Consider the following 13,838-nt stretch of genomic DNA (forward strand, 5'->3'; position numbering starts at 1 on the left):
CCTGCCGGCATAGAACAAATACCGAGTTACAGAATTCATGCGTCTGAAGTGCATCAAGCTTGCGGGTTTCAAGTCCTTCGTTGACCCGACCACTGTCCACTTTCCCTCCAACCTCAGCGCCGTGGTGGGCCCCAACGGCTGTGGCAAGTCCAACACCATCGACGCGGTGCGCTGGGTGATGGGTGAGTCGTCCGCGAAGAACCTGCGCGGCGACTCCATGACCGATGTGATCTTCAACGGCTCCAGCGGCCGCAAGCCGGTGGGCCAGGCCTCCATCGAGCTGGTGTTCGACAACTCGGAGGGCAAGCTCGCCGGCGCCTACGCCGCTTTCGCCGAGATCTCGGTAAAGCGCAAGGTGACCCGCGACGGCCAGAACAACTACTACCTGAACGGCGACAAGTGCCGCCGCCGCGACGTGACCGACCTGTTCCTGGGTACCGGCCTGGGTCCGCGCAGCTACGCGATCATCGAGCAGGGCATGATCTCCAAACTGATCGAGGCCAAGCCGGAAGATCTGCGCGTGTATATCGAGGAGGCCGCCGGTATCTCCAAGTACAAGGAGCGCCGCCGCGATACCGAAAACCGCATGCGCCGCACCAAGGAGAACCTGGAGCGCCTGACCGATATCCGCGACGAGCTGGACCGCCAGCTGGCGCGACTGGAGCGCCAGTCCGCGGCCGCGGAAAAGTACAGCCGCTTCAAGGAGGAAGAGCGCAGCCACAAGGCACAGCTGCAGGCGCTCAAGTACCGCGACCTGAATGAGCAGGCCCAGGCCAAGCAGCGCCAGATCGGCGAGCTGGAACTCACCGTCGAGGAACTGGTGACCCGCCAGGTCAGCTGCGACACCGGTATCGAACAGAAGCGCGTGGGCTACCACGAGCTGTCCGACAGCTTCAACGAGGTGCAGGGCCGCTTCTACGCCGTGGGCGCGGATATCGCGCGCCTGGAGCAGAGCATCGCCCACGCCCGCGAACGCAACACCCGTCTGCAGTCGGACCTGGCGCAGACCGAGCGAGAATTCCGCGAGGCGGAGACCAATCTCGAGGTAGATCAGGAGAAGGCCGTCCAGTTCGAAGCCGAGCTGGAAGTGGTTGCGCCTGACCTGGAGATGGTGCAGGCCGCCGAGGAGGAGTCCGCGCAGACGCTGCTCGCCGCCGAAGACCAGATGCGCGACTGGCAGAACGAGTGGGACCAGTTCAACCAGGGCGCCTCCGGCTCGCGCCAGAAGGCGGAAGTCCAGCAGTCCCGCATCCAGCACCTGGAGACGTCCCGACAGCGCATACAGGAGCGCATCAACAAGCTGCAGGCGGAACAGGCCGGTCTCAAAGATAGCGGCGACGACGGTGAAACCGAGCAGCTCAACGAGCAGCTGGCGGAACTGGAACTGCAGGCGCTCGAGCGCCGCGAGGCGGTTACCGAGAAGAGCGAGTCCCTGACCGAACTGCGCAGTCGCGAGAGCGAAATTGCCACCGAACTGGACCAGTTGCGCCTGCAGCTGCAGACCAGCCGCGGCCGCCAGGCCTCCCTGGAGGCGCTGCAGCAGGCGGCGCTGGGGCAGGGCAAGTCGGTGGAGAACTGGCTGCAGCAGCAGGCACTGGCCGACAGGCCGCGCCTGGCGGATCAGGTCAGAGCCCAGTCCGGCTGGGAAAAGGCCGTCGAGACGGTACTCGGCGCCCAGCTGCAGGCGGTCTGCGTCGACCAGCTCGAGAGCATCAGCGAGAGTCTCGCCAGCCTGGAGAGCGGTCAGGCGGTCTTTATCGACGGCCGCGGCGTACCCGCCGGATCCGGCGGCAGCCTGCCGGCATTGGCGGCCGTGGTCGAGGGGCCGGCATCCCTGGCCGGTATCCTGTCTGGCATCTACACCGCCGAAGACCTGACTGCTGCCCTCTCTGCCAGGGCGCAATTGAAAGCACACGAATCCATCGTCACCCGCGACGGCCTCTGGCTCGGCCCCAACTGGCTGCGCGTCAGCCGCGCATCCGACGCCGAGTCCGGCGTGCTGGCGCGCAAGCAGGAACTGGAAGAGCTGGCACAGACCATCGCCGGCTGTGAAGAGCAGATCGAAACCCTGAGCGAGCAGCGCGAGGCGCTGCGCGGCCAGGTTTCCGAGCTGGAGCGCGGCATCGAGCAGTTCCGCAGCGAGGCCGAGCAGCTGAGCCGCCGCGAGGTGGAGCTGCGCAGCCAGCTGTCCGCGCGCCGCGCCCGCGCGGAGCAGATGGACGAGCGCCGCACCCGCGTCGAGCATGAGATTGCCGAGGTGCGCGAACAGATGGAGCTGGAGGGCGAATCCCTGTCGGAGGCGCGCCTGCTGCTGCAGGAAGCGGTCGAGGCCATGAGCGACGACACCGACCGCCGCGAGACCCTGCTGGCCCGCCGCGACGAGCTGCGCGAGGCACTGGATGCGGCGCGCCAGCGCGCCCGCGAGGACAAGGACCGCGCCCACGAACTCGCCATGCGCGAGCAGTCGGTGCGCACCCAGATGATGTCCCTGGAGCGCACGCTACAGGTGATGCGCGAACAGCTGGAGCGGCTGCGCAGCCGCCGCGAGCTGCTGCAGGAGCAGATGGCCGAGACCCAGGATCCGTCACAGGATTTCCAGGCGGAGCTGGAAGAAAAACTGGGCGAGCGTATCGAGGTCGAGACGGAGCTGACCGAGGCGCGCAAGAAACTGGAAGAAGTGGAGAGCGGCCTGCGCGCGCAGGAACAGGAGCGCCACAAGGTGGAGTCCGCGCTGCAGGGCGTGCGCGCCCAGCTGGAGCAGGAGCGCCTCGGCGCGCAGACTTTAGAGGTTCAGCGCAACGGCCTGGTGGAGCAGCTGCGCGAATCCGATCACGATGTGGACCAGCTGCTCGAGGCGCTGCCCGGCGACCTGACCATCGCCCAGGTGCAGGAAGAGCTGGAACTGGTGGCCGCGCGCATCTCGCGCCTGGGCCCGATCAACCTGGCGGCCATTGACGAGTACAAGCAGGAGTCCGAGCGCAAAAACTATCTGGATCGCCAGTACGGCGACCTGATGGACGCGCTGGAGACCCTGGAAAACGCCATCAAGAAAATCGACCGCGAGACCCGCACCCGCTTCAAGGAGACCTTCGACCAGGTCAATGCGGGCCTGCAGGAGCTGTTCCCGAAAGTGTTCGGCGGTGGTCACGCCTACCTGGAACTCACCGGCGAGGATCTGCTGGATACCGGCATCGCGATCATGGCGCGCCCGCCGGGCAAGCGCAACAGCACCATCCACCTGCTGTCCGGTGGCGAAAAGGCGCTCACGGCGATCGCACTGGTGTTCTCGATCTTCCGCCTGAACCCGGCGCCCTTCTGTATGCTGGACGAAGTGGACGCGCCGCTGGACGACGCCAACGTGGGCCGCTACGCGCGCATGGTGAAGGAAATGTCGGAACACGTGCAGTTCATCTATATTACCCACAATAAGATCGCTATGGAGATGGCCGATCAGCTGCTGGGGGTGACCATGCACGAGCCGGGCGTATCGCGCCTGGTGTCGGTGAACGTGGAAGAGGCGGCCGAGCTGGCATCCGCATAAGAGGCGTAAAGGAGAGACGCTTAAATGGGCAATTGGCTGATAACAGTCCTTGCACTGGTACTGCTGCTGGCAGTCCTTGATGGCGTGCGCCGCGCGATCGTAAAGCAGCGGGCGGCGATGAAAGTCTCGCGCAATCTCTCGCGGGCGTTGCAGCGCGATCGGGACGACGATGTGGACATCCTCTCTACGCCGCGTCGAGTACCGTCGCAGAAGGAAGTCGAAGAGGAATTCCTCGATCCGGAAGAGGAGGCGCGACGCCGCCAGATAGCCGCGGAATTGCCGGGCCAGGTGCGCGTGGTACAGCGCCGTGCCATCGAGGATGCACTGCAGGTGAACCGGCAGGTGCAGGAGAGCTTTATGTCCTCGCGCAAACCGCTGGCCGGCAGCAACCCGCAGCGCAAAGATCCCGAGCAGGTGTCGCTGAACCTGGAAGATCAGGTTCCCACACTGATGGAGTCCATTCCCGCCGACGACCCGCGCCGCGAGCCGGAACTAAATGAGTCCGAGAGCCTCGAAGCCCTCAGTGCTGATTCAGCCGTTAATGAGGTGTCGGCAGTAGAGTCAGCCGAGCCGACACAGGAATTCAGGCGAGCGCCGCAAGCAGAGCTTCAGCGCAAGGAGAAGAAATCCCCGGTGAACAGGCAGAGCACAGAGGCACCGAGCAAGCCGCGCGAGAAATCCCCGGTCGAGGAAGTGCTGATCATCAATGTGATGGCGGCGGACGGGGATCACTTCGAGGGCAACGACCTGTTGCGGGTGATGGTTGCCGCTGGTATGCGCTTCGGCGAAATGAATATTTTCCACTACCACCAGGGCGGCGGTGCCGACGGCCCGGTGGTGTTCAGCCTCGCCAATATGGTGGTGCCCGGCGTCTTCGACCTGGCGCAGATGGAGGACTTCTCCACACCCGGCGTGAGTCTTTTCCTGGCACTGCCCATCGAGGGTGAGGCGATCAAGGCATTCGAACAGCTGCTCGCCACCTCGCGCCAGATAGCGGAACTGCTCGGCGGTGAACTGAAGGATGAAAACCGCAGTGTATTCACCGCCCAGACCGCAGAACACTACCGCCAGCGGGTGATGGAATACCAGCGCCGCAAGGCTCTGGCCAGAGCGCAGGCCTGATTTCGGACAATCTGTTCTTTTTGTAGGAGCGGCCGTTGGCCGCGATCGATTCACCAGTTGGCAGAGTTCGATCGCGGCCAACGGCGGATGGCCGCCCCGCCGCTCCTACATGTAAAATTCCCACCACCGGCAAGAATTCCCTGTTTTTGCAAATAACAAAATGACCGATAAAACTACCCCTAAACATCCCCCCACCGAAAAACGCGAACGCGCCCAGGAGCTGCACGCAATACTGCAGCGTGCCAACTACCAGTACTACGTGCTCGACAACCCGGAACTGCCCGATGCCGAGTACGACCGCCGCCTGCGCGAGCTGCAGGACCTGGAGCGGGAATATCCGCAACTGATCAGCCCGGATTCGCCGACCCAGCGCGTCGGCGCCGCGCCGCTGACGTCCTTCGCGGAAGTCCGTCACGAAGTGCCGATGCTGTCGCTGGACAACGCCTTCGGCGACGACGAGCTGGTGGAGTTCGACCGCCGCGTGCGCGACCGTCTGAACAGCAGGGAAGCGGTGGAATACGCCTGTGAGCCCAAACTGGACGGCATTGCTATCAGCCTGCTGTACCGCGACGGTGTGCTCGAGCGCGCGGCCACGCGCGGCGACGGCACCACCGGCGAGGACATCACCCAGAACGTGCGCACCATCGGCTCGGTGCCGCTGCGCCTGCTGGAAAACGGTGCGACGCCCGAAATACCTGCAGTACTGGAGGTTCGCGGCGAAATCTATATGCCGAAAGCGGGCTTTGCCGAGTTGAACAGGAAAGCGGCGGAAGCCGGCGAGAAGACGTTTGTGAACCCGCGCAACGCCGCCGCCGGCAGTCTGCGCCAGCTGGATTCGCGCATTACCGCCCAGCGGCCACTGCAGTTGTGCGCCTACGGCGTCGGTCTGGTGCAAGGGGCCGCGCTGCCGGACAAGCACACGGAAATACTGAAGCGGCTGAACCAGTGGGGTTTTCGCATCAACAGCGAAATGGCGGTGGCGGAGGACATCCACGCCTGCATCGACTATCACGCCAAGCTCGGCGAGAAGCGCGCGGACCTTCCCTACGATATCGACGGCATAGTGTTCAAGGTCAACGACATTGCGCTGCAGCGGCGCCTGGGGTTCGTCGCCCGTGCCCCGCGCTGGGCCATGGCCTATAAATTCCCCGCCCAGGAGGAGATGACCGAGCTTTTGGATGTGGAATTCCAGGTGGGGCGCACCGGGGCGGTGACCCCGGTGGCGCGCTTGCAGCCGGTGTTTGTCGGCGGGGTGACCGTCTCAAACGCGACACTGCACAACCGCGATGAAATCGAGCGCCTGGGCGTCATGATCGGCGATACGGTGGTAATCCGCCGCGCGGGAGATGTGATCCCGCAGGTGGTATCAGTCGTCGAGAGCAGGCGCCCGAAAAATGCGCGCGCGATCGAGTTCCCGACCCACTGTCCGGTGTGCGACTCGCCCGTGGAGTCCACGCCCGGTGAGGCCGTGGCCCGCTGCAGCGGGGGCCTGATCTGCAGCGCCCAGCGCAAACAGGCGATCAAGCACTTCGCCTCGCGCAAGGCCATGGATATCGATGGACTCGGCGACAAGCTGGTGGAACAGCTGGTGGACGAGGGGCTACTGCACTCGGTATCCGGCCTCTATCATTTGACGCTGGAGCAGCTGGTCGAACTGGAGCGCATGGGGCAGAAATCCGCACAGAACCTGCTCGAGGCGCTGGAGCGCAGCAAGGACACCACGCTGCCGAAATTTCTCTACGCGCTCGGCATCCGCGAGGTGGGTGAAGCCACCGCGCGCAACCTGGCGCGACACTTCGGCGAGCTGGAGCCGCTGATGCAGGCGGATGAGGAATCCCTGCAGGAAGTGGAAGATGTCGGTCCGGTAGTGGCGCACTTTGTCGCCGAGTTTTTCCAGCAGACCCACGCACAGGAAGAAATCGAAGCGCTGCGCCAGGCCGGTGTGCACTGGCAGGCGGAACAGCAGGGCGGCGAGGAGCAGCCGCTTGCGGGGCAGACCTGGGTACTCACCGGCAAGCTCGAGACCCTGTCGCGCAGCGAGGCCAAGGACTACCTGCAGAGCCTGGGCGCCAAGGTGGCCGGCAGTGTCTCCGCCAATACCGACAGCGTGGTGGCCGGACCCGGCGCCGGGTCAAAATTGAACAAGGCGCGGGAGCTGGATATTCCGGTGATGGATGAAGACGGCCTGCTCAGTATGTTGCGCGAGCGCGGCTTCGAGATCTGATTGGGCAAAGGGTTCGCGCGGGGTGCGCCGGTGTGGCGGTAGAGAATTTCCCCGGTTTCCGCGCGACCTCGGTCACACTTTGATCAAACAATATCCGCCTTTCCATTTGCGATCTGAGTTATAGCTTTCTCCTTTCTTCGCCGTTAAAGTGAGGCACCCAGATATATTTTGCGCCGGATGTTTTTTATCCACCGGCGCCGCGGTAAGGAAAACAGCAAGTGCTTCAGGCCGATCAGGAATCCATTGTCTACGGCTGTATCAAAGACAGTAACAGCCTCGCCGGCGGCGCCGATCGCCGCAGGATCAACCGCGCGGCGATACTCGCTCTGCCGGGCGCCGACGAATGGCCTTTCCTGTGCCGCGACATGTTTTCCATTCCCACCATCAAGGTGAAGCAATCCCAGTACCAGACCGACGTGATCCACTTCGGCGCCTCCTATCGCGCCGTGGAGTACGAGTGGAATCTCTGGATCCAGAAGTTTGAGGAACTGCTGCGCAGCATGTACTGGGTTTCGGCGACCGTACACCTGGAAACAGAGCTCTCCGGTATTCACTCCTTTAACTGGGAGGCCGCCGGTCTCTACCACGAGCCCGGCAGCGGCGACATGCAAGTGCGCTGCGAGTGGACCCAAGAGGGTCGCGTCAGCGTCTGACTCGCTTCCCCAATCCTTTAGCTATGCTTTAAATATTCGTGCCGTGCGGCAGTTTGCCGCCGCGCGGGTGCGCATCTCTGATACTCCGCTTTCGCGTCATGCCGGGTAAATCATTCCCTGATCTCGGGCTATGCGTAAACTTAATTCCACAAAGTTATAATTTCTGGCTTGGCGCTGCCTGACTGCGGCGATAAGCTGTGAGTCGCAACCAATGAGCACGGGTGCCCGCCGGGGTGCCTAAACCTGAAAGGAGTTCCTATGACCGGTTACAGATCCCTGATATTTGCCTGCGCCCTAATGCTGTCGCCGCTGTTGCACGCCGGGGAAGACACTCAGGCAAGTCTGATGTCGGAGGCGCCGAAGGATGCCAAGGTTTACATTATTTCTCCGCAGGACGGCGAAAAGGTTCCCAAGACTTTTATCGTGAAATTCGGCCTGTCCGGAATGGGCGTGGCGCCGGCGGGTGTGGATCGCGATAAAACCGGCCACCACCACCTGCTGATCGATGTGGATGAAATGCCGGATATGACCAAGCCGCTGCCGGCGACCGACAATATCGTGCATTTCGGCGGCGGCCAGACCGAGACTGAAGTCACGCTGCCGCCGGGCAAGCACACGCTGCAACTGGTTCTGGGAAACTACCTGCATATTCCGCACAAGAAGCCGGTGATGTCGGAGAAAATTACCGTAGAAGTTGAATAGCGGTTTTTGCAGCGAACGGTTGACTTGGCTTGTGGTGCGCGCGCCGCACCCTGTGGAGCAGAAATGACGGCAAAACATCGCATTGAAAAGGACAGTCTGGGCGAAGTGCAGGTACCGGCGGATGCCCTGTACGGCGCCCAGACCCAGCGCGCGCTGGAAAATTTTCCGGTGAGCGGCAGCGGGCTGCCGGCGGAGTTTATCCGCGCGATAGTGCTCATCAAGAAGTCCGCCGCCCAGGCCAATCTCGAGCTGGGGCTGCTCGACGAAGAGCGGGCATCGGTCATCATCGCCGCCTGCGACGCCCTCGGCGAAGAGGAGCTCGCCAGCCATTTCCCCCTGGATATCTACCAGACCGGCTCGGGCACCAGTTCCAATATGAACGTGAACGAGGTGCTGGCCCGCATGGCCGAGAGAATCAGTGCCGAGCGCGGCAGCGGCCTTGAAGTGAGCCCCAACGATCACGTCAATATGAGCCAGAGCAGTAACGACGTGATTCCCAGTGCGATTCACGTGTCGGCGCTGCTGGCGGTGCGGGACAGGCTGTTGCCGGCTTTGCGGCACCTGCACGGTAGCCTGTGCGACAAGGCCGCGACTGTGGAGGATGTGGTCAAGACCGGGCGCACGCATCTGATGGATGCAGTGCCCATGACGCTGGCCCAGGAGATCGGCGCCTGGGCGGCGCAGGTGGAGGCCTGTCGCGAGCGGATCCGCGGCACTCTGCCGCGCCTCGCGCAGCTGGCGCAGGGGGGCACGGCGATAGGCACCGGGCTCAATGCGCACCCGGATTTCGCCGAACTGATTGCGCAAAAGCTGAGTGCCAACAGCACCCAGCAGTTCCGCCCGGCGGATAACCTGTTCGCGGCCATTGCCAGCCAGGACACCGCGGTCGAGTTGTCCGGCCAGTTCAGGGTGCTGGCTGTGGCGCTGATGAAAATCGCCAACGACCTGCGCTGGATGAACAGCGGCCCGCTCGCGGGGCTCGGCGAGATTGAACTGCAGGCGTTGCAACCGGGCAGCAGTATTATGCCGGGCAAAGTCAATCCGGTGATTGCCGAGTCCGTAGCCATGGTCGCGGCGCGCGTGATCGGCAACGATACGACCATCGCCGTGGCGGGCCAGAGCGGGAATTTCCAGCTGAATGTGATGTTGCCTCTGGTGGCACACGTGTTGCTGGACAGCGTGCGCCTGCTGGGCAGCGCCGCGCAGTTACTGGCGGACCGGGCCGTCGCCGGCTTCGCGGTCAATCGCCAACGCATCGAGCAGACTCTGGCGCGCAACCCGATTCTGGTGACGGCGCTCAACCCGGTCATCGGCTACGCCAAAGCGGCGGAAATCGCCAAAGCCGCCTATCAGAGCGGCAGACCGGTGATGGAGGTGGCAATCGAAATGACGGATCTGGATGAGAACGAACTGAAAGCGCTGCTGGATCCGGCGCGGCTGGCACGGGGCGGCCTGATTGGTCAGTGATTAACGCGCGCCAAATTACATCGCTCTTGGAAAGTCAGCGCGCTGCAGTTTGTAACGAATCAGGCAAACAGAGCCAGGCCCAACAGTATCGCGACCATCAGGGCAGACAAGCATTCAATCCACCTGAATAGGTGTCTGACGGTAATGCGGTCCTCGCGTTGCAGCATTCTTTTGCCCATGCATACCTCCCGCGGCGTTGACAGGACCCTGTCTATCCCTCACGATTCCACGCCGCGCCGGTGCATCGCACCGACACTACAATGGTAATGCCGTCCTCTGGCGGCAACCAACGGTCCATTTTTTCAATCGACGCTGTCAGATCCCATGGCCAAGAAGAGTCGCCGTTCATTTATCACCAGTGTGCTCGCCTGCGCAGCCTTCGTTGCTGCGGCAATCTGGAGTTGGGATCTGCCGGTGGAGGATGTTGCCTCTTATCTGGTGCTGCTGCTCGTTATTCTCGCGGTAATTATCGCCGCAGCTTTTGGGTTTGGAGCGCTGTTGAGCTGGTTGCGCAGGCGAAAAAAATAGATGTCAGTGCCGGAACAGGATATCCGCATTCCCATCGCCTACCTGGAGCGGTTGCTGGACGAAGCCTCTCGCCATGGCTGTGACCGCGCCGAACTGCTGGCTTCAGTGGGGATTGACGAGCAGGAACTGGCAGGCGCGGCGGCATTCTCGGCGCTGAAATACGGCCGCCTGTACCAGCGGGTCATGTGGCAGGTGCAGGACGAGTGGTTCGGCATGTTGAGCGGCGGGCGTGTGCGCTCGGGCTCCTTCCGGCTGCTGTGCCTGACGGTGGTCAACTGCGCGACGGTGCGCCAGGCGATCACGCTCAGTGCCGAATTCATGGAGATCTGCCGCGGCTTCAAGGTCAAGCCGGTGTTCGAGGCGGCGCCCGGCGGACGCGAGCGGGTTGCCATTCGCGGTATCAGTTCGCTGGCGGCAGGCGAGTTCGAGCAGCTGATCGCCGAAACCGACCCCAGCGTGATCCGCACGACGCTGGCAGTCTGGCACCGCTTCTACTGCTGGCTGGTGGGTCGCGAAATTCCGCTGGCGCGGCTGCATTTCTCCTTTCCCTGTCCGGAAGAGTTCCGCGCGCTGGCGCAGAGCGAGGCGGGGGAGCTGCTGTTCGACCAGCCCGTCAATGCGCTCGAGTACGACAGCCGCTACCTGGACTATCCGGTGGTGCAGAATCCCCAGACGGTCGAGGATTTCATTCGCACCGCGCCCTATCACCTGGTTATCAGTGACGGCAGTGCCAACAGCATCAAGACCAAGGTGAAGACGATCCTGAACCGGGACGTCAGCGAGTCGATGCCCGCCGCGGAAGTGGTGGCGGAGCGCCTGAATATGTCGGTGACCACGCTGCGCCGGCGCCTGCAGCAGGAGGGGACCTCCTACCAAAAGCTGAAAGACGAGTGCCGCATGGAGGCCGCCTTCCACTATCTCAGCTGTCCGGACCTGTCCAACGGACAGATCGCCGAGATGCTGGGCTTCGACGAGTCCAGCGCCTTTTTCCGCGCCTTCAAGAAGTGGACCGGCATCACCCCGGGCGAATACCGCAAAAGCGGGCGGCTGGCCGCGGCTGCGGCGCACTGACCGAAAACGCCATTTTTCTCCGCAAATCTCTGCCGCTATTTGTCACCGCTTTGGACGGATTTCGCCATAGAGGGCGTCGCCGGCTTGCTACTATGATGAACCAATCGTAGAAACTAGTCACAAATCTGACCGGTCAGTTTTTCCCGGCCCGTCAGTACACAACAGCGAATTGAGGGTAGCAGGATGGCCGATATCAAGATTCCATTGCGCGACATGCGCTTTGCCATGCGCGAATTGCTGGACTGGGACAAGCATTACGAGTCCCTGGGCTACGAGGAAGCCACACCGGATCTGGTCGACGCCATCCTGGAAGAGGGCGCCAAGTTCTGTGAGAACGTGCTGGCGCCGCTGAATCAGGTCGGTGACCAGCAGGGCTGTACCTGGAAAGACGGCGAAGTCTTCACGCCGGAGGGCTTCAAGGAAGCCTACCAGCAGTTCGTCGAGGCCGGCTGGCCGTCACTGGCGCACGACCCGGTGCACGGTGGCCAGGGCCTGCCGCCGTCACTGGGTACCCTGATGAGCGAGATGGTGGGTACCACCAACTGGTCCTGGGGTATGTACCCGGGCCTGTCTCACGGCGCCATGAACACGCTGGAGGCGCACGGTACCGACGAGCAGAAAGAAACCTACCTGACCAAGCTGGTTGAAGGCAGCTGGACCGGTACCATGTGTCTGACCGAGCCGCACTGCGGCACCGATCTGGGCATGCTGCGCACCAAGGCCGAGCCGAACGACGACGGCTCCTACGCCATCACCGGTACCAAGATCTTTATCTCCGCCGGTGAACACGACATGGCCGAGAACATTGTGCACATCGTGCTGGCGCGCCTGCCTGACGCCCCCGCCGGTACCAAGGGCATCTCCCTGTTTATCGTGCCCAAGTTCCTGCCGGAGGCCGACGGTTCCGTCGGCGAGCGCAACGGCGTCGTCTGTGGCTCCCTGGAGCACAAGATGGGTATCCACGGCAATGCCACCGCAGTGCTCAATTTTGATGGCGCCAAGGGCTTCCTGATCGGCCCGCCCAATAAGGGCCTGAACTGCATGTTCACCTTTATGAACACCGCGCGCCTGGGCACTGCGCTGCAGGGCCTGGCCCACGCGGAAGCCGGCTTCCAGAAGTCCCTGGCCTATGCCAAGGACCGCCTGCAGATGCGCTCCCTGTCCGGCCCGAAGAACCCGGATGGCCCGGCCGACCCGATCATCGTGCACCCGGATGTGCGCCGCATGCTGCTGACGCAGAAGGCTTTCGCCGAGGGCGGCCGCATGCTGATCCTGCTCTGTTCACAGCAGGTGGACCGCCTGCAGAAGGGCTCTGACGAGGACAAGAAGGATGCCGACGATCTGCTGGCCTTCCTGACCCCGATCGCCAAGGCCTTCCTGACCGAAACCGGTCTCGAGTCCGCCAACCTGGGCATGCAGTGCTTCGGCGGCCACGGCTATATCGCCGAGTGGGGCATGGAGCAGAACGTGCGCGATGCGCGTATCTCCACCATCTACGAAGGCACCACCGGCGTTCAGGCGCTGGACCTGCTGGGCCGCAAGGTGCTGATGAGCCAGGGTGAGCTGCTGCGCAAGTTCACCAAGGTCGTGCACAAGTTCTGCCAGGCGGAGATCGACAACGAGGCGCTGGCCCCGTACGTTACCAAGCTGCAGGAGCTGAACAAGCAGTGGGGCGATCTGACCCTGCATGTCGGTGCCAAGGCGATGGAGAACCCGGACGAAGTGGGTGCGGCCTCCGTCGATTACCTGATGTTCTCCGGCTATGCGGTACAGGCCTATCTGTGGGCCCGCGCGGCCAAGGTCGCCAACGACAAGCTGGCCGAAGGCGCCGGTGAAGCGGATTTCTACCGCGCCAAACTGGCGACGGCGCGTTTCTACTTCGATCGCATACTGCCGCGCACCGCCAGCCACGCGGCCGCCATGCAGAGCGGCGCGGGCAACCTGATGGATCTGGATGCGGAGCACTTCGCGTTCTGATTTCGGGGCAGACAGGAAAACCGCCGGTATTGCCGGCGGTTTTTTTATGGCGCCGCCAGCGGTTCTTACAGAGATACTCCCATGCAGTTGCCGGATCAAATACTCGGTCGCCTTCGGCGCTTAGCTTGTTTGCACCCACACGCTCGGGTACAGTTCCGGCTACCGGATGCCAGTGATTTTTACCTGCTTTTGTCGCAGGAGGCCGACGACTCTGGCGTTGTGTCACAGTTTGGCCACGCCGAGAATCCGGCGCTGGTTCTGGAAATGGCAAACAGCACCCTGAGTGCTATATTGGAAGGCCGTTTAAGCGCGCGCCACGCCTTTCTATTGGGGGAGATTCTCTACACCGGCGATCGGGATCTGGCAGCCGCGCTGGCTGACCTTTTTCCCGCAGAATGCTGACGAGGCGGAAGCACAGGATGGCGAGCGGATGTCCATCCTTTCCGGCCCGACCACAAGACTACAAACAATAAATAAATGCCCGCTATCTCCTGCTCATGGGAGATTTCGTCTATAAGAACGGAAGAAGTGGGCAACCGACAACAACAATTAG

At 62.7% G+C, this 13,838-nt stretch carries 10 protein-coding genes; all 10 read left to right on the forward strand.

The window, feature by feature from the left end; translation table 11 throughout:
- Window positions 1-37: 37 nt before the first annotated feature.
- The 10 genes from smc (at window position 38) to RRF64_RS00625 (ending at window position 13,687) form a co-directional block, all read left to right on the forward strand.
- Window positions 38-3,541: a chromosome segregation protein SMC gene (gene smc / locus RRF64_RS00580; protein ID WP_323843883.1), complete on the forward strand. Its 3,504-nt coding sequence runs from the start codon at window positions 38-40 to the stop codon at window positions 3,539-3,541.
- 24 nt (window positions 3,542-3,565) lie between these two features.
- Complete coding sequence (zipA, locus tag RRF64_RS00585; RefSeq protein ID WP_323843884.1) at window positions 3,566-4,663, forward strand: cell division protein ZipA; 1,098 nt, start codon at window positions 3,566-3,568, stop codon at window positions 4,661-4,663.
- Between the two features lie 160 nt (window positions 4,664-4,823).
- A complete protein-coding gene (ligA, locus tag RRF64_RS00590; protein WP_323843885.1) occupies window positions 4,824-6,887 on the forward strand; it encodes an NAD-dependent DNA ligase LigA in 2,064 nt (687 codons plus the stop codon).
- A gap of 218 nt (window positions 6,888-7,105) precedes the next feature.
- Complete coding sequence (locus RRF64_RS00595; RefSeq protein WP_323843886.1) at window positions 7,106-7,540, forward strand: hypothetical protein; 435 nt, start codon at window positions 7,106-7,108, stop codon at window positions 7,538-7,540.
- 258 nt (window positions 7,541-7,798) lie between these two features.
- Window positions 7,799-8,242 (forward strand): DUF4399 domain-containing protein, encoded by a 444-nt coding sequence (locus RRF64_RS00600; protein WP_323843887.1) that lies wholly within the window; start codon window positions 7,799-7,801, stop codon window positions 8,240-8,242.
- A gap of 63 nt (window positions 8,243-8,305) precedes the next feature.
- Window positions 8,306-9,709 (forward strand): class II fumarate hydratase, encoded by a 1,404-nt coding sequence (locus tag RRF64_RS00605; protein WP_323843888.1) that lies wholly within the window; start codon window positions 8,306-8,308, stop codon window positions 9,707-9,709.
- A 324-nt stretch (window positions 9,710-10,033) separates the two neighbouring features.
- Window positions 10,034-10,237, forward strand: coding sequence for a hypothetical protein (locus RRF64_RS00610; RefSeq protein ID WP_323843889.1), 204 nt, complete (start codon window positions 10,034-10,036; stop codon window positions 10,235-10,237).
- The gene (locus RRF64_RS00615) at window positions 10,238-11,308 is read left to right on the forward strand and encodes an AraC family transcriptional regulator (protein WP_323843890.1); all 1,071 of its coding nucleotides are present in this window, start codon (window positions 10,238-10,240) and stop codon (window positions 11,306-11,308) included. It begins immediately after the preceding gene.
- A 183-nt stretch (window positions 11,309-11,491) separates the two neighbouring features.
- Complete coding sequence (locus tag RRF64_RS00620) at window positions 11,492-13,285, forward strand: acyl-CoA dehydrogenase C-terminal domain-containing protein (protein ID WP_323843891.1); 1,794 nt, start codon at window positions 11,492-11,494, stop codon at window positions 13,283-13,285.
- An 81-nt stretch (window positions 13,286-13,366) separates the two neighbouring features.
- Window positions 13,367-13,687: an SCP2 sterol-binding domain-containing protein gene (locus RRF64_RS00625; RefSeq protein WP_323843892.1), complete on the forward strand. Its 321-nt coding sequence runs from the start codon at window positions 13,367-13,369 to the stop codon at window positions 13,685-13,687.
- The last annotated feature ends 151 nt before the right edge of the window (window positions 13,688-13,838 follow it).

The organism is Microbulbifer magnicolonia (assembly GCF_035117725.1).
GTDB classification, from domain to species: Bacteria; Pseudomonadota; Gammaproteobacteria; order Pseudomonadales; family Cellvibrionaceae; genus Microbulbifer; species Microbulbifer magnicolonia.